The organism is Fannyhessea sp. C0108B2 (genome assembly GCF_056583915.1).
Genome location: NZ_JBWPJQ010000007.1, coordinates 76,413 through 99,657, shown reverse-complemented (window position 1 = coordinate 99,657; position 23,245 = coordinate 76,413). Strand labels below are relative to the sequence as shown.

Genomic DNA, 23,245 nt, shown 5'->3' with positions numbered 1-23,245 from the left:
TAATAACGTTGCATACGTACGGAAAGGTATTGTTATGAATGAAAATAATACAGATGCCCAGCTTTTAGCGGATACGAACACAACGTTTGAGCGTGCGCAAAGCACGCATAATCGTGCGATTGTAAGTGTTTTAGGAAAAAACCGCTGCGGTATTGTTGCAAAAGTGGCAACGATTCTTGCCAACAATGATGCAGATATTTTAGATATTTCGCAGACAATTATGTCGTCCATCTTTACGATGACTATGGTTGTAGACCTTTCAGAAGTCAGCGTTAGTTTTGCCGAGATTCAAGAGTCACTTGATAAGCTTGGAGAAACGCTGCACGTTCAAATTACCATGCAGCGTGAAGATGTGTTTACCTATATGTATCGTTTGTAATCACACCGCTAGACCGCTTTAATGCGCCTCGAGGCGTACTTCGTGTGCTTTTATACGATAAGCCATGCGTACCTTTGCGCATGGCTTATCTCGCTATATATGGGTAAGATTGTGAGTATGGTGCTGCTGCTCAAATTTTGCTTCTTCCAGCTTAAATTCGGGATCTTTGGGCGAAACAAGTTCGTCTTTTCCAGTAGCAGGATTAGTGTGGTGAAAAAGTACAGGCTCAAACAAATGCAATTTAAGCGTAAACACCAGAGAAAGCGCAAAAAGGACGATAAAAATGCAGATACGTGGCATTACCTCAACTTGCGTCATAAGATAGGTTCCACAGCATAAAAACGCCGTCCATGCATACATAATAAGAACTGCTTGTTTTTGATTAAATCCTTCAGAAATAAGACGATGATGAATGTGCCCTTGATCTGCTTGACTAATACTGATATGCGCTCTTTTTCTTCTAATGATTGCCGAAAACGTATCGATAATAGGAATACCCGAAATAATAAGAGGTACCATAATGGTAGTAAGACCTGCTACACGTGTTACCGATAACAGCGAAATAACCCCTAAGGTAAAGCCAATCAGCAATGATCCTGAATCACCTAGAAAGATTGAAGCGGGATTAAAATTATATTTTAGAAAACCCAGTGTTGATCCACACAGTGCAATTGCTAAAAACGCAGCATCAAGTCTATTTGCCATAATCGAGAGTACAAACATAGTTGCACTTACAATAAAGGCAAGTCCTGTTGCCAGACCATCAAGGCCGTCGATGAGATTAAAAATATTAACGTATGCAACTAAGTAAAGAATCGTTAAAGGATACGCAATCCAGCCCAAATAGAGCGCGCCAGAGCTTAATGGATTAACAATAACGCCAATAACAAGTCCGCCGCATACCGCGCATGCAGCCGAAATAATTTGTCCGATGAGTTTTTGAAGGGGCGTCAAATGATAAACATCATCAATAACACCAGTGATAAAAATGCAGATCATACCAAGCATAATAAGTGGGTAGTTAATGTACTGAAATACTTCACTTGGTAAAAATACGCTTGGCCAAAGATGTGCAAGGATGCCTAAGTAATGAATAAGCAGCGTTAAGAAAATTCCTGTGAAAACGGCAATACCACCCATACGAGGAATGGGCTTTTTATTAACGCGGCGTTTTCCGGGGCGATCAATAGCTCCAAGTTTGTGGGCAATTATTTTGGCAAGGGGTGTCAGTGCCAAAACAGTTGCAAATGCTACAAAAAATAAGCAAAGAGAACAGGTAATAATAAGGGGAGAACATATTTCCTCAAGTGGAACCGGACCAGTTTGGAGCGTCAAAGAAGGGGTGAATGCATGCCACGTTGAAAACAAGGACATACAAGATGCTTCTATACCGCGGTGATTGGAACTGGTAAAAAGAGATTGATACATGCTGATACAATTGCTCACATGGTAATCGATAAGATTTGTGAGCATATGTGATCTCCTTACTTAGCAAGCGTTTATAGGACAAACGTGTAGAGCCAACTTGTTGTACCAATAATTACATACATCTTAAGTTTGAACGATAATGACTTTCTATTCAAGTCTATTTTATTATTACAAAATTCGCTATAGTAGTTATAGCGTCCTTTCGTAGTACAACTGGGTGAACCGACAAGCGTTTTGAGGGAGCTCATATTTCGTGTTTAGTACAGGCATCCTTCACAGTTGAGGAAGCTGGAACAAGCGATGAGAGCACCCACCTTATGGAAGGTGGGTTCATTTCGCACCTACGAAAGGGCGTGTTTATGAATGGTTGTGCCTTTACGAATGTTTACGCCTCGATCCCCCTTGATTATCACTTGTAAAGTTCTTTTGAGAATCCGGGTAAGTTTCATTTTCATACGCGTTATGCATATCTTGTGCGTCGGGTTCAAAAATGCCCGTGTCTGTTCCTATAAACTCTTCTCCCTGATAGCTATACTCGTCGTCTTCAGTATCATCGTTGTCGTCAAGTCTGAGCGGCCTAAAGCTAGCTGTATCTCCACCAATAAGGGAGTGCTCAACCGACTCATACGAATCTGCAAGTTCGTGTTTAACACTGGCAGAAAAAATATCTTCATCGCTGTCGTCTATGTGCATAACTCCTGTTTGTTCAAGGGAGGGGTTTACGTGAAGTGGTTTCATAATGCGTGTAAGGCGGTGCTGCTGTTTTGCTCGCGTAAAGAGTGGCACATACTCAAAAATAATGCTTGAGTTTTCAAGACCATACCATTTAACAGGCGATCCGCAGAGTCTGCGAATAATATATTTAGCTTCAATTACTACGCGATTAAGACCCGAGATATTGGTTTCGGGCGATAAAACCTTACGCAGCATACAGAATCTAAAGTCGCCAACGTTGCTATTTTCTCGATAAATTGAATACTTGTGGTGCTGAGGGTGCAGAATTCGCGCATCTACCATATCGGAAACAATTTGATACAGATAGGTGTTAATACGTTGGTTTACTCTAAATCCAAGACGGAGCTGTACTTTAAAAATAAAGTTGGTACCAAAGTTTTCTACCAAATATTCGTGAGTGTAAGGCTCGTTTGTAACTTTAATATTTACAAACCAGTATGCTTTTGCGCGTTTTGGACGCTTATCCAAAATTGAATATAAAATATCACGGTCAAGACGATCCTGAGATGAGTCATTTGACAAAAATACAATGTTATCGGCAGTATAGGGGAATTCGCGGTCGCGTTTAAGACGGCGCAGCTGATCGATATATTTAACGATGGGTAAATAAACGGTTTGCGTGTGCTCAACTGCGGTTGCTCGTCTCCATATATACATAATGGCAAACATCGCTGCTGCCATAAGCACGGTAAAATATCCACCATGGAAAAACTTGGTAAGCGATGAGAAGAAAAACATCAGCTCAATTGCACCAAAGAAAATACCAAAGACAATAGCTGCAGGTTTATTGCGTTTAATTGAAGTTAAATAAGTGTACAACAAAATGGTGGTCATTAACATGGTTGCGGTGATAGCAAGACCATAAGCAGCTTCCATATGATTGGAAGTTTGGAAGATGAGCACAACAAGTATGCATGCAAACCACATGGTATTATTGACCAGCGGAATATAAATTTGACCTTTGTTAAGAGATGGATAATTAATTTTCATGTGAGGCATGAGGTCTAAGTGGATTGCCTCGGAAATAATGGAATACGAGCCGGTGATAAGTGCTTGAGATGCAATAATAGCAGCAAGAGTTGAAAGTATAACGGCAAAGACACGATAATTTGGGTCAATCATTTGGAAGAACGGGTTAAGATCGTCTAGGCTTGCTAAAGAAAGGGAAGAGTTATTAACTAAAATCCATGCGCCTTGGCCTAGGTAATTAAGGATAAGACAGGTTTTAACAAAAGGCCACGTTGCAAAAATATTAACCTTGCCAACATGACCCATATCGCTATAGAGGGCTTCTGCACCCGTGGTACAAAGAAATACATTACCAAGTACCATTAAGCCAGCTGCATTTATCTGACCATTAAACAAAAATACAATTCCACGGATTGGATTAAGTGCGCGTAAAACATTAAGATCTGCACATAAATTAATAAGACCTGAAATTCCTAAGTAGAGAAACCATAGTGTCATGATAGGGCCAAAAGCCTTACCAATTGAAGACGTTCCTGATCGCTGCACAAAGAATAAAAGACAAATAATGGTGATGGTAATTATAACAACCACGCTTTGGCGTCCACCCATAAGCACGCGTATAAAAGGAATAGTTCGCAGACCTTCGATGGCGGTAGTAACTGTTACGGCAGGGGTTAAAATACCGTCTGCAAGTAGTGCGGCTCCGCCTATCATAGCAGGGATAATGAGCCATTTTCCAAAGCGTTTGACAAGTGAATACAGCGCAAAAATTCCGCCTTCGTTATGGTTGTCGGCGCTCATTGCTACAAATACATATTTTACGGTTGTAATAAGGGTAAGCGTCCAAATAATAAGTGAAAGAGCTCCTAATACAACATCTTCTTTCATGGTCATAAGTCCGCCGTTGCCTGTCATAATGGCTTTAAGCGTATACATAGGACTTGTTCCAATATCACCGTATACAATACCTAAGGTTACCAGCATCATTGATGCGCTTAAGGGTATGGACGGCATTTTAGCACGCGCTGTTGCCGCGATGCGACCCGTTTGTCCTATGCGACCTGTGACGTTTGCATTTTGTATCGACTGCATATTGTCACGAGATGCGCTAGAAGACGATGTAAACATGAACACCTAATTTCTTTATCTAATTTCACCTAAAAATTTGTACGCTAACCCGTATAATAAAAGGACGTACAAATATATATGTAATCCTATCTGATTTAAAAAGTTATGCAAGTAAGGAGATGCTTATGAGTGACACAACACCACAATCAGTACAAGATGGAGCTGTTTGTGTACAAAACGTACCGTCGCAAACCTCAACACGCGCTTCAAAAATAAAGGACGCCTTTATTACTGTTCCTGCGCAAACGCGAATTGATTTGCCCAAGGCTGCGTCCGCAAATCTTGTATGGCGTGGATCACACGAAACATCAGGAGAAATGATTAGCTATCAAGTGCAGGCATCTCATGTGGATGTACGTTCTGATACAGGTGCACTTATTGGTAATATGTTTTCCATGTCCTATCTTGCCTTGGACGAAAATGGAAAAACACAAAGCACACGTCCTGTTACCTTTGCTTTTAACGGCGGTCCTGGATGTGCTTCGGTTCCTATAAATTTTGGTGGCCTAGGCCCTCGCCGCGTTGTTTCAAATGGTGTTAAGCATCTAGGCACGCCTATTGAAGTTGAGGATAATCCATATACCCTTTTGCGTTCAACCGATCTTGTATTTCTAGATGCATTGGGCACTGGTTGGTCAACTGTTGCCGAAGGTGCAGATACTTCGTCTATTTTTGGTGTTGATGGAGACGCTGACGCGTTTTGTCGCGCAATTACTACCTGGCTTGAGGAACATAACCGCTGGTTGAGCCCTGTTTATTTGTTTGGTGAGTCTTACGGAACTACCAGAAATGCAGTTTTGATGCGCCTTCTGGGCGAAAAAGACATTAAAGTTGCAGGTGTAACCATGTTGTCTGCTATTTTCGACTTTGCCCAGGTAGAAGAGGGTAGTGACCTCTATCATTTAGGTATGCTTCCAACTATGGCTGCAACTGCTCACTTCTTTGGTAAAGCAGGTGCACAAGAAACTGTTGAATCTTGGTTTGATAAAGCGCTTGCATGGACCGATAAAACGCTTGCACCTGCGCTTTTACAAGGAGACCGTCTTGATGTCAACGAAGAAGAGCGTGTTGCGCAAGAGATGAGCCATTTTATCGGATTACCTGAGGCTCATATTCGCGCTTGTCATTTACGTATTACGCTCGACGATTTCCGTCGTAATCTTTTATACGAACAAGGACGTGTGGTAGGCCGTTTGGACATGCGTTATTCAAGTGATGCTCCTGTTGCTGTTCAGTCGAGTAGTTCTTGGTTTGCATCGCAAGATCCTGCTGATGATGCGGTTGAGGCAAGCTGGACAAGTGCATTTAGAGACTTTTGTCATAATACCTTAGGATATTCATTCAAGGCTCCGTATATGTCTATGAACTATGATCGTGTAGGCGTTAACTGGAAATGGGAACATACCACACCGGGCAAAGATGGTTCAAGCATGTCTGCTAACGTTGCATACGACATAAGCGTTGCTATGCGTAGAAATCCTTGCATGAAAGTGTGCATATTAGGCGGTCGCTACGATGCAGCAACTACCTATTGGAATGTTCTTCACGACATTTCCTGCCAGTTCCTTTCTCCCGAATTAAAAGAGAAGCTCGAGTGGCATTTGTATAACTGTGGTCATATGGCATATACCGATGCTCCAACGCTTGCGCAGCTTTCCAAGGATATGGAAGCGTTTTATAAGCAAGCATAAATAAGTATATAGGCACTTATGCATGAGCAAACATAAAGGTGCTCGTGCCGTTTGCTTTGTCTATCTGAGGCGCACCTGCGTACGTTTGCGTAGGTGCGCTTTTTGTGTCCTATACCTCCGCTTTTTGAGCGCACGTATGCTAAATTACAAAAATGGAGATTATATTACTCTTGTAGTTAATAAAGATAAAGTTCAAATTCAAAAATCTAAGGTTTTTATTGAAGACAGCATTAAAAAATAACAGCACATTATTAGAGGTAGGTGAAACGTTCGAAATTACGTTACTTCTTTCGTTACTTTTCTAGCCAAAATCGTGTATTAATTATTTGAGTCGTTAACAATGCTTTCTATATTTCTGCCTGAGTAGAATATGCGAATAATAGTAACTGTCATTTTATTTTCGTCTACTTGGTAAAAGACTGTGTAGTTATTGACGGAAACTCGACGTATGCTTTTAGAACGCCATGGTTCCCAAACAACAAGCGGATATCGCATAGGCATAGTATCAAGAGAGTGAATGGCTTTTCTAATATGATTGACTTGTTTTTCAGCTGTTTTAGGAACTTGCAAATTAAAACGGATGTATTCGTACAGTTCAGTGAGGTCAAGGAAGGCTTGCGGGGAATAAATGATGCTGTATGCTTTGCTCATACGCCGTATTCCTTTGCGAAAAACTTATCGACATCGTCGGCACTATATGATTTTCCGGTCGAAAGTGAGTCGATACCTTTTTGCAGTTCTGTATCCAGTTCAGCTTGAGTTAAATTACCTAAAGCAAGTGGCTTTTCTTGCTTATGAGCTGGCAGTCGAAGTTCAAAAGGTAAACCATTTTGTAAAACAATCTGGCTGTAAAGCATTTGGATTACTGAAGATGGAGTTATGCCAAGCTGGCTCAAGATACTTTCAGCATTTTTTTTAAGATTTGTATCGATCCTTGCATATACAGCGTTTGTATTTGTCATTGTGTTCACATCCTTTTTGCCCTTATTTTATAAAATATTGCAAGCATATGCAAGCAGATGAAAGCAATATATGTATCGAAATGTGATTAAGTCATTAAAACCTTTTAACGATAGCTTTTACTATCGTTAAAAGTGCGCCCAATACCCATAGCGTGCATTCAAAAAAAGTAGAAATACTACCTGTGCGCACACTTTTCGCTTAATATTCGAAAAAAACCTTATTTGACACGAGTTTTTGTGGCGCAGCGCCATGGGGTCAAAAAACACGTTTTGCATGTGCCCAGGTAGACGCGTTGATACTGTTTTAAGAACCTCTCAAAAGCGGTGCGAAGGGCAATTTTTGGCTTCAAAACTCGTGTCAAATGGGGTAATTTTCGAATTTTTCTCAAAAGTTTTGTAAGCGAGCACGCCAGCGGCTCCCTTGGTGACTAAAATTCCTGTTAAAATATCTGCTCACCATGTATAATCAAAACAAGCAATCCAGTAACAAGGGAGACGGTAAAGTGCCAAATAGTAGGAAGTTTTTAGCACACACAAAAGATGCTAGTTTAACTGTGAGAACAGCTGAGTCTTTTAGTATTAGTTATGTTAATTGCGAAAAAGATATATTTAAGATTGAAGAAAATCAAGACGGTATAAAACTTGTACAAACAGAAAAAGTTTCGGCTTTTTACTGGCTTAGGTGGCTGGCTAAAGGCAGTCCTGAAGTCATTGTTACGCTGCCAGACCACATTGATTTTTGTGAGATTGAAGCTGAATCAAATCAAGTATTAGTAACAGATATTAAAGCTGACAAGGTTTATGCACAAGTCCATAATGGCAAGGTAGAAGCAAGAAATGTTCAAGCGAACGATGTTTTTCTGAAGTGTCTTAATGGTTCTGCTGTGGCGCATAATGTTAAAGTTGCCGCTTCTTGCATGGTGGATACGACAAATGGTACAAGTATTTTAAAAGGAGAAATTACCAAGAACGCATGTCTTGAAGTGGTTTGTGAGAATGGTATTACCGAGGTTTCTGATAAGAATAAGGTCAATCTTGGATATAGAACAGATGGATGTGTTCACTATGCTGTGCGTTGCTTGAATGGAAAAGCTGTAGTGAAGTAATACTTTTGTGATGTTTTATGTCCTCTACTGTAACCCGTTGCATCAAATAGACTTTGGCAGATCCCAAAATGCTGCGGAATGTTGGGCCATCAGGCTTGGTGGTTTTCAATCCAGTTGTAAAGGTCGTTTTCATCTGCTCTATCAGACGCAACTTTGAAAATAATATCAATCAGCTCTTCATCTTTATAAGACAGCATAATGTTGTTGAGTGCCAAAAAGATGAGCATAGCATGCGTACCAATGCGCTTGTTGCCATCTATAAAAGGGTGATTTTTGATAAGACCAAAAGCCAAGCGTGTCGCCTTATCTAAAATAGTTGGAAAAAGTTCACGCTTGTCAAATGTTTGCAGCGGAGTTTTTAGTGCCGAATCAAGCATTCCTTCATCGCGAATACCTAAAGAGCCACCACTTGTTTCAATCAGAACCTGATGAAGCTTCATCACCTGCTCTTGGGTTAAATACTTCATTTAGCAAGTTCCTCATAGACTTTTTTGTTCTTTTTGATGAACATGTCAGATAAGGCTGCAACCTCATCATTTGTTGGAAGATCAATTTCATCAGTTTGCGCTTTTGGAAATTCTAAAATTACGTAGCGAGGAGCGTTATTTTTTAAAATAACAGCCGAGCCATATTTATCAACAAGGCGTGCGACTTTAGAAAAGTTTTGATTAGCTTCGGAAATAGGAACAAGCGTGTCTGTATTTACATTCATAGGTGAGACCTCCTTTTTAGGAGAATTATAGCATACATTTTAGGATAAATAAATCCTAAGTAGTTTGAGAGTTACTTTACAAATGACATATAGCTTCGTATTGTTAAAAGGTGCGTGCAATATCTATGCTGCGTGCTCAAAAAGGGATAGATATATTACCCGTTCATTCAACCCAGCAAAGCAACACAATAATGTTGTTTTCTGCGTGTGTGGACGTTTTTATGTGCATCGTATGCTTTGAACACGACTTTAGCTGCAATTTTACCTGCGTCTTTAGCTGCGGTTTTAGTCATGACTTTGATCACAACTTTGGCCACGACCTTGGTCACAACTTTAGCCGCGGGTTACAACATACGCATGGTGTACATTTTGCGTGCGCGCAAAATCAAAAGGAATGGTATCTGCGGTAATATCGTCTATGACAACGCCTGCTTTGGTAAGCGCTTCTTTGTTGAGTGTAAAGTGCTTAAGATTGCAGCAAAACAGGGCTTTTCCATCTCGTGTTAAGAGACGAGAAAGTGTAATAATTAACTCAACATGATCACGCGCAACATCCCATGTTTTTCCATGCATTTTATTTGAATTTGAAAACGTTGGAACGTCACATAAAATAAGATCCCACCTGTTTTTGCTATGACGCATGTCTTGTATCCACGTAAGTACATCCGCACGAATGTATTCATGCTGATTTCCTTTAAATCCGTTTCGTTCCATGTTACGTTGTGCCCATTGAAGTGTTGGCGCGCTCATGTCAACTGTTGTGGTATAGTTTGCGCCTCCATCGGCAGCATAGCAGGTAGATGTTGCAGTATAGGCAAACAGATTCAAAAAGCGTTTGGAACCTTTCATTGCTTTTGCCATCTCGCGCACGCGGTTTCTTACTTCTCTAAAGTCAAGAAAAATTCCGCAGTCATGGCGTGCGGTAAAATTAACTTCAAAAATCAAGCCGCCTTCTTCGATAAGATGAGATCCTTCGGGCATGCCTGATTTGCACAAAGGCGATGAGCTTGCATTGCGTACAGCCGACGTGTTTGCATTACGCAAAGCCGCCGTGCTTGTATCGCGCGTCCGCACGGTTTTACGAGCATTATTTGTCTGTGGCATATGATATTGCGATCCACCTTTTGCCTGCATTCTGGTGTGAACGAATACATCTTCGGGTTTGGTTTGAAGAATCAGCGATGCAATATGCAGCGTATCATAGAGTCTAAGCTTGGCTTTTACCGGATCGATAACTTTTGGTGCTTTATATTCAGAAATATTAAGCCAACGCTGCGCTGATCCATCTTGCGTTGCGGTCTTTGTGGTGCGCGGTTGATACGCATTAAACACATCTATTGCACAGGCGAAATCTGGGAGATCTGCATCATAGACGCGGTAGCAGCTAACATCTTCGCGTTTTGTCCAAGGTCCTCGCTGCTTGAGCGTTTTCTTAAGTCGCGCAGCAAATTGAGCTGCACCTTTATCAAATATCGTAATGTCTTGTATACGTCCTTGTGACCAAGCACCGCCAAGTTCGCAAGAAAACAACTCACGCGCGGCAGGGCGTAGATTACCAAACAGCACGGTTTGCGTACCCAGGCGCGTGGTGCACATTTGCGCAAGTAAAGCATCGCCAGCTTCGTGTGCTAACTCTTCGGGAATACTTACCGTTAAACTGCGTTTAAGCGTCTCAGAAGAATCTTTAGACGGCTCATGCTCCTTACAAGTTGCCTGTGCTGCTTGAATAAGTTTACTTACTCTATCAGCACATACGGCAGTTGAGCTTACATCGGTTTGACTGGCGTTGAATATAAACGCGGTCGCAGATGCGTTGCTTGCAACGTGAGGCGCTTTTGAGTTATTTGCAATGGTTTGACCTTGCGAAAACTGCGCATATCGTTGTATGAATTCGTCAAAATCAACGGTTTCAAAATTTACACGCGCAGCCGATATATGAGCACGCGAGAGCATATAGCGTATAGTTTGTATACTTTTGCGTTGAGCGGACGGATCATCGTATAAAACCAAAGTGCAGGTATGATTTTGATAGTGTCGCTCATCGTTTTTTGATTGGTTGATAACGTTTTCCCATATATCGGGCTGGTGGCCTTTCCACTTTAAAAATCCCCAATGTATACGATTACGGCCACATGCAAGATGTAGCGCTTGTTCTACAGCTTCAATGCAGAGCGTTCCACTTTGAGGATATGCACATACCAGTGTTGCATGTTCATGTCGAACACAACTGTACCAGCTGCTTTGACTTAACAGAGCAGCTGCATAATCAGGACGCAAAAATGCAAGATGGTGTTGCGTGTTCTTTTGAGCTTCCCAGCCGCGCTTAAAAAGCGGCTCGCCACTTAAATCAATGCCAAGTGTTGCACGGTTTTTTGCAATACGTAGCGAAATCATTACATCGGGGTGATGTGTGTCAATAGATGGACGCCATCCTTGCGTTTTTATGCACGCATCGCATAGAGCGTCTTTTACCTTTTGCGCGCTAAATATAGAATTGTTCAGGTTTTCATTGGTGCCATGAGCATCAATTGCACAGGTTGTACCACGATCTATATGCTCCCACCAGGGAATTTCTGCTGCTTGTTGGTAGAGCGTTTGCGCGTCTGTTGCATCGATATGTTTTATAACATATATAATGCGCGATGCTAAGCGCGTATAAAGACATATGGTATATGCATCTTTAAGCGTCGAAAAAAACTGTACACGTCCTTGCAGCGGACGTGTTTTTACTGGAGCAATGCTTCGCAATTCGCGACTTAACAGCTGTTCAAATCCCAAGGGACAGCTTGCAAAAAACTCCATTTGATCTGCAATTGGCTGATTACTCATGGGTTAGATCGCTCCTTTGAACACTTTGTTACGCTACGTAGATGACGTACAGTTTACTATGACGTAGTGCTTATAATATTTTGATTAGCAATATCTTAGTAATATATAACGCTTCTATCTAGCATAGAGGATATTTGCGTGCGCGCACGTCATAACATGTTGTAATACGCTTTATACATCCTAAAAATATAACGCTGCCAATCTTGTAAAAGACATCTACGGGCATCCGCATGACTAAAAATTTAGCGGTAGACGATAATTTGTAGCTATCTGTGAAGCTCACACATAAAGCTTATGTGTTGCTTTATACGAACATATGACCAGCTAAGTGCTTTATCGCCTTCACGCAATATGAAAGCGTTTGTTTTCGTCTTTACATCTGTTGTAATGTTACCTATGATGGTTTTGTGTGTAATTTTTTTCTTTCAACTAAAACCAAGGAGATTTTGATGGATTCACAAACTCAAGAGCGCATTGAGCTGTGGCGTAAACATGTAGAAGACGAAGATTTACGCCAAGAGCTTCAAAGCCTTTTAGAGGCAGATTCCCAAGAAAAACTCAACGATGCATTTTATCGTTGTCTTGAATTTGGTACTGCTGGTTTGCGTGGAACGCTTGGTGTTGGTACCAATCGTATGAATGTTTATGTAGTGGCTCAGGCAACACAGGGAGTTGCAGATTATCTTAACGCTCATTTTGATAATCCCAGCGTGGCAATTGGTCGCGATTCTCGTTTAAAGGGCGAGGATTTCCAAAATATTGCAGCACGCGTTTTGGCGGCTAACGGTATTCATGTGTATGTTTACCCACGCATCGAGCCAGTACCTGCGCTTTCGTTTGCTGTTCGTCATCTTCACACGTCGGCTGGTATTGTTATTACCGCTTCTCATAATCCAGCAATTTATAACGGCTATAAAGTGTATAACGATAACGGCGGTCAAATTGCCAATGAATGCGCTGCCGAGATTTCGGCATCTATTGCAAAAACTCCCGTATTCGGCGGAGCAAAACTTATCAGCTTTGACGAAGGCCTTGAGCGTGGACTTATTCAGTGGACGCCTGAAGAAGTGCTTGATTCGTTTATCGAAAACGTTATGAAAACGTCTGTTGAGGGCTTTAAGGCTTCTGATGGTTATAAAGTTGTGTATACGCCGCTTAACGGTACTGGTAGAGAATGTGTTACTCGTATCTTAAAGAAGCTTGGCGTAGAAGATGTAACCATTGTTCCCGAGCAGGAATTTCCAGATGGTAATTTCCCAACCTGCACCTATCCTAACCCCGAATTTAGAAAGACTTGGAATTTAGGTTTACAATTAGCCGATAAAGTTAAGCCAAATCTGTTGGTTGCAACCGACCCCGATGCCGATCGTATGGGTACCGCCATTCCGCATAATGGCGATTACGTGCTGCTTTCTGGTAACGAAATGGGCGTTTTGCTTATGGATTGGCGTGCTCGCATGGCGCGCGAGCAAGGCGAAGATGTTGCTTCTAAAGTATGTGTATCATCTATCGTTTCTTCTGATATGAGCTGTGCGCTTGCAGAAAAATGGGGCTTTGAGCTCAGACGCGTGTTAACCGGTTTTAAATACATAGGCGAGCAGGTAGATCAGTTAACCGATAAAGGCGAACAAGATCGTTTCTTGTTTGGTTTTGAGGAATCATACGGCTATCTTGCAGGAACTCATGCGCGCGATAAAGACGCTATTACTGCCACGATGCTCTGTGTTGAAATGGCAAGCTATTATGCTGAGCTGGGCTTAGACTTATACGAAGCTATGGATAAACTTTATCAACGCTATGGCTATTACCTTAACAAAACGGTGAGTGCAGCATTTATGGGCGAAGCTGGAGCTCAAAAGATCGTTGCTCTTATGAATAAGCTCCGTACGGCAGCTCCTTGTGAGTTTGGCGGCCTGCGCGTAGAGTCTATGGTAGATTACCTTACCGATTGTGAAATGCAGCGTATTTCTGGGTTGCAGAAAGAGCCAAGTCAGCTGTTGCCACATGCAAATGTTCTTGAGTTTAACTTAGAAGGCAAAAATAAGCTTATTATTCGTCCTTCTGGTACCGAGCCAAAGATCAAAGCATACATCTTTACCTATGGTTCTACGCGCGAGGATGCGCTACGCCTGCAAGATGAGCTGTCTTCTACGATTGACGAGCTGTTTGCGTAATAGTGTCTTTGCGTAAGATGTTTGCATTGTAAGGTGTGTTTTAATGGTTTAGTTTTTTAGAATCTATCGGCGTAATCGGCAGCAATACTGGTTACGCCGATTCTTATAAACGATAAGCGACGCAGACAAAATATTTTTGAAAGAGTTTCACAGAACATTCAGTTGTTGCAAAATTTGCAACAACTGCTGCTGATAGAAAGGCATTTTCTTAAAAGTATTGATACCCTAGAAGCTGTTGAGCATATAGATGAGTAGTTATAGAAGTGCTGATCAACTATAATGAATACTATTTACGTTACCGAATAATGAGCTATCGCTCACGCACCGTGTATTACGTTTTGGGTATCACGCATTGCACACAAACTTTTTGTGTGGTTGATTTCTTTTTGTTTCTCCCAAGAGGTCTACAAAAATACTCGTACATGTCTGTAAACGGCGGTGTGGTATGCACCTTATTTCATAAGGGTAGAATTGCGCAGCTTATTGATGAGCGAAACAAAATCTTCGGCGGCTTCCATGTCATCTGCTACCACTAATACGGTGTCATTACCTGCAACAGAGCCTTTAATTTCGGGAAGTGATGCCGCGTCAACTGCAGCAGCAACACCGGGTGCAGTGCCTGGTTGTGAATGGATAACTATCAAGTTACCAGCCTGATCAATATTGGTGACAAATTCTGACACCATGCGTTGTAAATGGAGATCTTCGGCAAGGACATAAATTCCTTCTTGAAGCTTACGCAATCCCATATCGGCAATATCACGAGAAACCGTTGCTTGCGTGCAATTAAACCCAAGAGCCTGCAGCTGATCCACCAAAGCTTTTTGAGTACGAATTGATTGTCCGCGAACAACGTCACGTATAGCGTCTTGTCTATTGTTGCGCCGCTTAACCATGTAAGCCTCCGAACATATTGAGCATTTCCTAGAGCACTCACGCATATTTTGGTTCATGTGCCTGCGGTTCTCTCATACCGCAGACGGTACAGCTTTGTATACATGAATCTTCTGACAAATAAAGTGAGTATTAATCCTCTTAAAAATACGGAACTATGACTAAAAAGTCAATAATTGTTACATTTTGTTAATATTAGCGGGTAAAATGTTGCATAGAATTTATGAATGCAACGGCTTTATACATTATATTCGTCCGCTGAAGGAAGCTTGTATTTGATATTCACTATAAATACGCTAAACTGAATCTATATGGATACATATCTACCATGTTGCTGACTGTCTGTAAGGTACGAGGAGGCATAACTAATGGCATTTTTACAAGGTCCTCACACACGGGGTACAAACTCCTCGCGTCGCGGTCAAACGCTTTCTCGTGGAAATTCTGGTTCGCTTTCAAATCGCGACGCTAAAGTGTCAGAGCCTGGTAAACGTCAGCGTTTTTCTCCCTATAAAAGCCATCGTAATTATCGTACGATTCGTGGAACAGACGCTGGTCTTAATTTGCGCCATTTTGAGCGTTCTCGTCGTTCTCGTAAGTTATTCGGTTCGATGTCAGACGATATGCTGGCATATATTTTAATTGGTATTTCTGCTGTTATTTGCGTTGTTTTGCTGCTGTGTCTTGCCAACTGCGTAAGCGGATGCATACACGGATGTTCTCATGAAGAGACTCCAGTTGTTCAGACCAACGAAATTGATTCTCGCGTTGAGGCTAGTACCTCGGAAAATCTTACCAATCAGTTTACGCCCGTGCTTGACTATGCTGATGACATTACCTGGATTGCAGCGCACGCGCATGAATATAGTGACGAGCGTTTACCCGAGCTTGCAATTCGCGAGCAAAGCGCCGCGCCGTTTGTGAGAAGCATTCTTGATAGTAGTAAAAGTGTGTCTGCATCCGAGATTACGCCGCAAAAAGGAAGCATGACTGCATATTACACGTGGGATAGCTTATGGGGTAATACGGCCTATGGGCAGGGAACTATTGCTACCGATGGTTCTGGTTTGGTGTCGTGGTTTATGATTCGCACCATGCTTTTAGGCGATGCAAATCAAACGCCAGCCGATTTTGCCGAACAGGCAAAAGATTATGCAGATGATACCTGTGGCACGCAAGGCGAATTCTTTGTACAACATGCAAAAGATGCCGGTTTATCCATTAAGGACTATACGGTTTCAGCGGATAATTTAAAGCTTTCGTGCGATGGTGAAAAAAAGCTTGCGCTTGTGTGCTTAAAAGAGGGCTTTACCTCGCCATATCAGCATTGGGCTGTTGTTGCGCGTGTTAATAAGAATGGTACGGTGTCTTTGTATGATCCTGCAAGCAAAACGGCTACAGATGCTACGTGGGAGCAAAGCAAAATTACCGATCAAATTTGTAAACTGTACGCGGTAAGTGCGGCGTCGTAGTGTTTGGTGCTTAGCGCTTAGCGCGTTGCATGACCTAGTGATCTAGGCGTTTACGTGCGTATAGTGCGTATTGGTATGTGAGCTGATTTTAGAGCGTTGATCAGTCTTTTACAAGAAAGGTAGCACAAAGCGGTATGGAACTTAATCAGTATATTGATCACACATGTTTGGCTCCTCATGCTACAAGGCATGATATTGAACGTTTATGCAACGAAGCAGTAAGCCATTCGTTTAAAACAGTTGCAATTAACGGCTGCTGGGTCTCATGTGCAGCACAGCTCTTGCAGGGGAGTAATGTTGGTATAAGCGCCTGCATTGGTTTTCCTTTGGGTGCTATGACTTCTCAAGCAAAAGCATACGAAGCTCGCGAAGCTGCGCATAATGGTGCAACCGAAATTGATATGGTTATTAATATTGGTTTACTTAAAGATAAAGACTATGATGCATGCACAGCAGATATTAAAGCGGTGGTAGACGCTGCACAATTACCCGTTAAAGTTATTTTGGAGTGCTGCCTTTTGACAGCAGATGAAATTGTACAGGGTTGTATATGTGCACGTAATGCAGGTGCTGCTTTTGTTAAAACAAGCACTGGTTTTTCTGCGTATGGTGCGCGAGTTGAGGATGTCAAACTGATGAGGAAAACGGTTGGCTCAGCGCTTGGCGTAAAAGCGGCTGGTGGTATTCATACATCTCAAGAAGCGCGTGCCATGATAGAAGCAGGTGCGTCGCGTATTGGTGCGTCTGCTTCGCTCGCAATTTGTGGTGAAGCGTAAATTTACCTTTGAACATTTAAACGCCTGTACAAACACTGTGCAGGCGTTTAAAAATGTATCCCCTCACGTGCAGATAAATTTGATACGTGAGGGGATATTTTATGTGTGCAAACCTACGTATGAGCTGCATAAAAGTGTACAAGCAGCGTTTAAGCGGCGGCTATGCGAGCATGCAGACGTCAAGCATGTAAACGCCATGCAAGTGTGCAAGCAGCGTTCAAGCGGTAACCATGAACAATCCACGATGCCTACCGTCGCGCGGGCGGTTGTTTGTTATCAGGCTTGCCAGGGTTTTTACCTCCTGGGTTTGTTCTGTTAGGCGTACCACCTGGATTAGTTCCACCAGGATTATTTTGATTTGGCTGTCCTGGATTTCCTCCGTTAGGTTGATTGGGGTTTTGATTATTTGGCTGAGAAGGCGTCGTGGTTTGATTATGATTGTCACGACGATTGGGTTGCTCAGGATTTATCGTCTCCTGTTTTTGTTCTTCCTCGAGAGTCTCAAGGGTATCGGTTTCACCTGTATTGGCGTTGTCAGAGGTAAACTTAAAGGTCCACGAATTGTTGGGCTTAAAGTCAATGGTTCCGTTTGCAGCTGGGAAATCGGCCGCGCCGGCATCACCAAGTGCTGCATTAATAAAATCACCGAATAAAGGAACAGCGGTGTTGTAGGGGTGACCTAAGCCACCGCCAACACGTACAGGTACCTCTTCGATATATCCAAACCAGATAGCAACCGATAAATTGGGCGTAATGCCGCAGAACCACAAGTCACGACATTCCTGAGAAGTTCCTGTTTTACCAGCAATAGGCTGTTTGATTCTTACAGTTCGAGCCAGCTGACCTGCGGTTCCTCCGCCTTTACAAACGCCTTTCATAACATCAATGGTTGCGCGCGCAACTTCGGCCGAAATAACTTGGCTTGGCGCGTCTTTGTGCTCGTACACCGTATTGCCATTTCGGTCTTCGATCTTAGTAATTGCGATAGCATCGCGATGCTGACCTCCAGCCGCAATGGTTGCATATGCTTCTGCCATTTGGACAACGGGAACACCGTCTACACCAAGCGTCATAGAATCGTATGCGTCGAGCTTTGCATGAATACCCAGGTTATGAGCCATTTCTGCAACATTGCTGTTGCCCAGCGTTTGTGCAATCTGTACAAAACCAGTGTTTGAAGACACTGCAAACGCTTGTTGCACGCTAATTGTTCCAAAACTTTGGTTACCAAAGTTACCAAGCGTCCACAAAGGAGTTACCTGAATAGGTGAATTACAGTTAACGCGTGTTTGTGGACTCATGCCATTGTTAATAGCGCAGGCAAGCGTAAACGTTTTAAATGAAGAACCAGTTTGGCGATACGCTTGTGTTGCCAGGTTAAATTGATTACTACTATAGTCTTTACCGCCGATCATAGCCTTAATGTAGCCAGTTTGCGGCTCAACAGCTACTAAAGCTGCTTCTAGACGTTTATTACCAATGAGCTTAAGCCTTCTTGATGTTACTTGTTGTGCCTTATCCTGAATAACGGGGTCAAGTGTTGTATAAACCTTTAGACCACCTTGCATAACTGTATTTTTATCAAAATCGGCAAGCAAAAGTTGTTTAATATAATCTGCAAAATAGGGATAACGTCCTTTATTGGCACTAAATTTACCAGGGTTTACCTGCAATGATTCGGCTATTGCTGCATCGTATTCGTCCTGTGTAATATCGCCCGAGGTAAGCATACGTTGTAATACGATATTTCTACGAGTAACGGCATTATCAGGATTAACAAGTGGATCGTATGATGATGGCGCTTGCGGCAATCCTGCAAGTGTTGCGCTTTCAGCAAGCGTTAAATCTTTGGCATTTTTGTTGAAGTATGTAATAGCGGCAGCTTGAATACCATAAGCACCATGACCAAAATAGATGGTATTTAAATACATGTTAAGAATTTGATCTTTGGTATACATTTTTTCCATCTGAATGGAAATGTAAGCCTCGCGAACTTTACGACGAATAGTTTGCTCAAACTGCTCTTTTGATAAAACGGTGTTACGAACAAGCTGCTGAGTGATGGTAGATGCACCTTCAGATCCTCCGCGTGCGGTTTTTACAACAGCACGAATAATACCTTGGGGGTCAACGCCGTTGTGCTTGTAAAAGCGGCTGTCTTCGGTATCTACAATAGCTTTGAGCACGTAAGGAGAAATTTGATCTTCAGAAACGCTTCGTCTGTTTTGCAGGTAAAATTCTGCAATCACCGAATGGTCTGCTGCGTAAACGGTAGTAGGTTCTCCTACGACATATGCATCTGCTGAGGTGTAATCGGGCAGGTCTTGAAGCCATGAAGAAATAAGAGAGCTTAAGGAAAATGCAAGTGCAAGGCCCAATAATGCCATAAATCCAAAGGCACCGGCTATTCCAAATTTAACTGCATGTGTTTTACTGTGTTGTCGTGCTCTACGGGTTCTTACGCCCATGTATCCTCCTTACAGAGTCAGTAATACAACATATTATAATTGATATTCGACTTAAATTAACTCATTCTTGCGTCTTTACAAAGAATAACAAATAGTTTACGAACATGTGTACTATATAGTTTTTCTTATGCCATGTGTTTTACACATATAAAACATGGTACAGTGTAGTGAATTGCTTGAATTGTGTTTTGTTAAACAAACACATACAAGGCACTACGTAAGCTTCATAATCGGTTTGCGCAGATGATAGGTTGTTCAACGTATATTTGGAGGACAGAGCGTTGGTGTCAGTAGAAGAACAGCTTAAGGTTATTACTTCGGGTACTATGCAAATTGTTCCCGTTGATGAGCTTAAGGCAAAACTCAGTCGTCAAGAACCTTTAACCGTTAAACTGGGTGTAGATCCTACATCACCCGATCTTCATTTAGGCCATGCTGTGCCCTTGCGCAAAATGCGCCAGTTTCAAGATTTAGGCCATAACGTGGTTCTTATCATTGGAAATGGTACGGCTCTTATTGGTGATCCTTCGGGTAGAGATTCCACGCGTCCTCCTCTTACCGAAGCCGAAGTTGAGAAAAACGCAGCTACCTATGTTGAACAAGCTATGAAGATCCTTGATCCTCAAAAGACAAAAATTGTTCATAATGGTGACTGGCTTAAGCCTTTAGACCTCAGCAGAATGCTTGGACTTATGAGCAAGTTCAACGTAGCTCGTATATTAGAGCGCGAAGATTTTCACAATCGTTATACCAATAACCAGTCAATTTCTTTGCACGAGTTCATTTATCCTGTTTTGCAAGCATATGATTCGGTTGTTGTTCATGCCGATGTAGAAATGGGCGGTAATGATCAAATTTTCAACCTTTTGGCAGGTAGAGATCTTATGCGTGCCGAGGGTATGGAGCCGCAAATAGCGCTTACCATGCCGCTGTTGGTTGGTACCGATGGCACTAAAAAGATGTCTAAAAGCTATGGTAATTATGTTGGACTTACCGATGCAGCAGACGATATGTTTGGCAAGCTTATGTCCATCCCCGATGAACTTATTGCATCGTACTATCGTTTATGCTCAACATTTTCTTTGGAAGAAATTGATGCCGTTGATGAGCAGTTTAAGAATAAAACAGCCGATCCATATGCGTTAAAGCGTGCTTTGGCCGTAAATATCGTAACGCTTTATCACGGAGAAGGAGCAGGGTTAGCTGCACAAAAGCAGTTTGACGCTCAGTTTAAGCATCACGAGATTCCAGACGATATTCCTGAGTTTTCTACCTCTATTGTAGAGGTTAATGACGATGGAACGGTGTATTTAGCAAAACTTATGGTTGATTGCAATCTTGCGCCTACGGCAAGCGAAGCACGTAGGCGTATTGATGGTGGCGGTGTAAAGATCGATGGAGAAGCGGTTGCACCTAAGTTGTATAACATTTCTCATGAACGCTTACACGCTGGTACAGTTTTACAATTTGGTAAACGTAGCTGGGCAAAGCTCAAATAACTTTGTTATTGAATATAGATTGTTGATTGTTGATTGGAAGATTTTATGCAGAATTTTACGCTCGCACACGTTATATTCGAAAATTCTCAGCGTTTTTATCAGTTCCCAACGCTTTACTATTTCTCAGCGGCATCCTTGCAGTCTGTTGACATGTATCAAGCAAAACTGTTGGGTGGTGCAACATATGACTTTACATCGTTTATGAACGCATGCTCTGTACAAAAGTGGGCTACCTATACCTATGCTCAGCAATTTTTCTTGCACGTAGAATACAAGGGCGCCCCTGCTAAGATAGAGCTTACCTACGCAAAAGCTTATGACGAGCAACCTCAAACGTACCAGACATCTTATGAAATTGGCAGTGCAGCTGATGAATGGCAGACGCAAGACATTGCCTATGAGCTCGATGCAGATGTAGTTATATGCGGATTTAAAATAACAACAACTTCTGATGCAATGATTCGCAACTGCTATTACTATACATCGGTTGCGACCGAGCATATTTGTACTCCTGAGCTGGCTTTATGTACAACAACGTTCAAAAAAGAATCTTTTATTATAAAGAATGCACAAATGGTGCGTGATTATATTCTGGCTTCGTCAGAGCCCATCGCCAAGCATTTTTCTATGCACATTGTTGATAACGGGCGTACGCTTAAAGCAAGCGATGTTGAATCCGCAGGTATTGAGCTTCACCCCAATCCCAATGCAGGTGGCTCAGGTGGATATGCACGCGGTATGATCGAGGCGCTGCGCCAAGAAAAGCCGGCAACGCATGTACTGCTTATGGATGATGATGTAAGTGTGTGTCCCGAAAGCATTATGCGTACGTATGCAGTCCTTTCTCTGGTACGCGATGACTATCGTGAAGCATTTATCAGCGGTGCCATGATGTGCTTGGATGCTATGGACACCCGTTGGGAAGATCTGGGTCACATGACCGAAGTTGGCCAATGTCTTCCTCTTAAGGTTCCAGGTTCTATGGCTTACTTCCAAAACATTGTGCGCAATGATGTGGCTTGTTCGCACGAAGAAATTAAGCAGATTGCTGATAACAATCATTGTTATGCTGGTTGGTGGTACTGTGTAATTCCTGCGTCTACCATCAAGCGTTTTGGTTTGCCGTTGCCACTGTTTGTTCGATTTGACGATATTGAATATTCTTTGCGTGTTCGTCCAAAGTTTATCAGTATGAATGGTATTGCTGTTTGGCACTTGGGTTTCAATGCAAAATATAATGCAGCAGTAGAGCGCTATCAAACTACTCGAAATTCCTTTATTACGCAGTGTACAACTCATATTGCTTCTAGGAATTCGTTACTTGTCCGTTTTAGAGATCTTGCCTTTGGTTTGGATCTTAGAAAATTTAATTATGAAGATGCACGTTTAGCACTTGAAGGCTTTGAAGATTTTCTTAAAGGTCCAAGTTATATTATGAAACCTGGTACCGTAGAGGAGCGCTTTATGCATGCGCATAAAGTAGCCGAGCACTTGCTGCCAGCTGACGAGTTTAAAGCGCAGCTTAAAAGTAAACTTAACTATACGCTTTCTGATGTGTATGGATCTTCATATGTTGCGCCTGTTGGCAATGGGTACGATGTTGCGCGTTCTCTTAAACAAAAGTTGATAGACCTTATCACGTTTAATGGGCATCGTTTTACTTGGTTGGCACATACAAATCCCGAGCCTGTCATTATTGATGCCGCAGGGTGGACATATCAATCAGGTATTATTTCTCAGCGCAAAACGCTTTTGGTCATCAATGGTCTTAATGGATCGGGAACTATTCGTACCCGTGACGCCCATGCTTTTCGTGAGTTGTACCATAGGTTTAAGCGTGATATGAAGTTTTATAATGATCACAAAGATCAGCTTGAGCGTGCTTATCAAGAAGCTATGCCAGAAATGACTTCCGTTGAGTTTTGGAAAAATTATCTGGGAATCAAATAATGCGCATAACCGTGACAGTTAACGTGCCAGTTGGGTATAGTTGCATGAGATTTACACGTTGCGTATAAGAAAG

The 23,245-nt window shown here is 42.2% G+C and carries 17 protein-coding genes; 8 read left to right on the top strand and 9 right to left on the bottom strand.

Annotated features, from left to right (window positions below):
* Positions 1-34 precede the first annotated feature (34 nt).
* Positions 35-379 carry an ACT domain-containing protein gene (locus tag AC1DBT_RS04750; protein WP_480018806.1) on the top strand — a complete coding sequence of 115 codons (345 nt, stop codon included), beginning with the start codon at positions 35-37 and terminating at the stop codon, positions 377-379.
* A 93-nt stretch (positions 380-472) separates the two neighbouring features.
* On the opposite strand, the gene AC1DBT_RS04745 is transcribed toward AC1DBT_RS04750, so the two are convergent.
* Positions 473-1,852, bottom strand: a complete 1,380-nt coding sequence (locus tag AC1DBT_RS04745; RefSeq protein ID WP_480018805.1) for a glycosyltransferase family 4 protein — start codon at positions 1,850-1,852, stop codon at positions 473-475.
* A 330-nt stretch (positions 1,853-2,182) separates the two neighbouring features.
* The gene (locus tag AC1DBT_RS04740) at positions 2,183-4,639 is read right to left on the bottom strand and encodes a KUP/HAK/KT family potassium transporter (RefSeq protein WP_480018804.1); all 2,457 of its coding nucleotides are present in this window, start codon (positions 4,637-4,639) and stop codon (positions 2,183-2,185) included.
* 125 nt (positions 4,640-4,764) lie between these two features.
* On the opposite strand from AC1DBT_RS04740, the gene AC1DBT_RS04735 reads away from it, so the two are divergent.
* Positions 4,765-6,330, top strand: coding sequence for a S10 family peptidase (locus tag AC1DBT_RS04735; protein ID WP_480018803.1), 1,566 nt, complete (start codon positions 4,765-4,767; stop codon positions 6,328-6,330).
* A gap of 318 nt (positions 6,331-6,648) precedes the next feature.
* Here the strand turns inward: AC1DBT_RS04735 and AC1DBT_RS04730 are convergent, their stop codons facing one another.
* Both AC1DBT_RS04730 and AC1DBT_RS04725 read right to left on the bottom strand, forming a co-directional pair.
* A complete protein-coding gene (locus tag AC1DBT_RS04730) occupies positions 6,649-6,981 on the bottom strand; it encodes a type II toxin-antitoxin system RelE/ParE family toxin (RefSeq protein WP_480018802.1) in 333 nt (110 codons plus the stop codon).
* Entirely contained in the window at positions 6,978-7,292 is a 315-nt protein-coding gene (locus tag AC1DBT_RS04725; protein WP_480018801.1) for a type II toxin-antitoxin system RelB/DinJ family antitoxin, read from the bottom strand. Before AC1DBT_RS04725 ends, AC1DBT_RS04730 begins: the two co-directional genes overlap by 4 nt.
* 503 nt (positions 7,293-7,795) lie before the next feature.
* On the opposite strand from AC1DBT_RS04725, the gene AC1DBT_RS04720 reads away from it, so the two are divergent.
* Positions 7,796-8,398, top strand: coding sequence for a DUF4097 family beta strand repeat-containing protein (locus AC1DBT_RS04720; RefSeq protein ID WP_480018800.1), 603 nt, complete (start codon positions 7,796-7,798; stop codon positions 8,396-8,398).
* A gap of 89 nt (positions 8,399-8,487) precedes the next feature.
* Here AC1DBT_RS04720 and AC1DBT_RS04715 read toward each other — a convergent pair whose 3' ends face one another.
* The 3 genes from AC1DBT_RS04715 to rlmKL form a co-directional block, all read right to left on the bottom strand.
* The gene (locus tag AC1DBT_RS04715) at positions 8,488-8,865 is read right to left on the bottom strand and encodes a type II toxin-antitoxin system death-on-curing family toxin (protein ID WP_311444464.1); all 378 of its coding nucleotides are present in this window, start codon (positions 8,863-8,865) and stop codon (positions 8,488-8,490) included.
* Positions 8,862-9,110 carry a prevent-host-death protein gene (locus AC1DBT_RS04710; protein ID WP_061102691.1) on the bottom strand — a complete coding sequence of 83 codons (249 nt, stop codon included), beginning with the start codon at positions 9,108-9,110 and terminating at the stop codon, positions 8,862-8,864. Before AC1DBT_RS04710 ends, AC1DBT_RS04715 begins: the two co-directional genes overlap by 4 nt.
* A gap of 333 nt (positions 9,111-9,443) precedes the next feature.
* Entirely contained in the window at positions 9,444-11,939 is a 2,496-nt protein-coding gene (gene rlmKL, locus AC1DBT_RS04705) for a bifunctional 23S rRNA (guanine(2069)-N(7))-methyltransferase RlmK/23S rRNA (guanine(2445)-N(2))-methyltransferase RlmL (protein ID WP_480018799.1), read from the bottom strand.
* 449 nt (positions 11,940-12,388) lie between these two features.
* On the opposite strand from rlmKL, the gene AC1DBT_RS04700 reads away from it, so the two are divergent.
* Positions 12,389-14,113, top strand: coding sequence for a phospho-sugar mutase (locus AC1DBT_RS04700; protein WP_311431361.1), 1,725 nt, complete (start codon positions 12,389-12,391; stop codon positions 14,111-14,113).
* Positions 14,114-14,565: 452 nt separating this feature from the next.
* Here AC1DBT_RS04700 and AC1DBT_RS04695 read toward each other — a convergent pair whose 3' ends face one another.
* Positions 14,566-15,009: an arginine repressor gene (locus tag AC1DBT_RS04695; RefSeq protein ID WP_006303142.1), complete on the bottom strand. Its 444-nt coding sequence runs from the start codon at positions 15,007-15,009 to the stop codon at positions 14,566-14,568.
* Between the two features lie 366 nt (positions 15,010-15,375).
* Between AC1DBT_RS04695 and AC1DBT_RS04690 the strand changes: the two genes are divergently transcribed.
* Together AC1DBT_RS04690 and deoC are read left to right on the top strand one after the other, a co-directional pair.
* Complete coding sequence (locus tag AC1DBT_RS04690; RefSeq protein ID WP_480018798.1) at positions 15,376-16,479, top strand: hypothetical protein; 1,104 nt, start codon at positions 15,376-15,378, stop codon at positions 16,477-16,479.
* 134 nt (positions 16,480-16,613) lie between these two features.
* Entirely contained in the window at positions 16,614-17,255 is a 642-nt protein-coding gene (gene deoC / locus AC1DBT_RS04685; RefSeq protein WP_480018797.1) for a deoxyribose-phosphate aldolase, read from the top strand.
* Between the two features lie 248 nt (positions 17,256-17,503).
* Here the strand turns inward: deoC and AC1DBT_RS04680 are convergent, their stop codons facing one another.
* Positions 17,504-19,723: a transglycosylase domain-containing protein gene (locus AC1DBT_RS04680; protein WP_480018796.1), complete on the bottom strand. Its 2,220-nt coding sequence runs from the start codon at positions 19,721-19,723 to the stop codon at positions 17,504-17,506.
* Positions 19,724-20,004: 281 nt separating this feature from the next.
* Between AC1DBT_RS04680 and tyrS the strand changes: the two genes are divergently transcribed.
* Positions 20,005-21,222, top strand: a complete 1,218-nt coding sequence (tyrS, locus tag AC1DBT_RS04675; protein ID WP_480018795.1) for a tyrosine--tRNA ligase — start codon at positions 20,005-20,007, stop codon at positions 21,220-21,222.
* A gap of 45 nt (positions 21,223-21,267) precedes the next feature.
* Positions 21,268-23,172, top strand: coding sequence for a glycosyltransferase family 2 protein (locus AC1DBT_RS04670; RefSeq protein WP_480018794.1), 1,905 nt, complete (start codon positions 21,268-21,270; stop codon positions 23,170-23,172).
* Positions 23,173-23,245 lie beyond the last annotated feature (73 nt).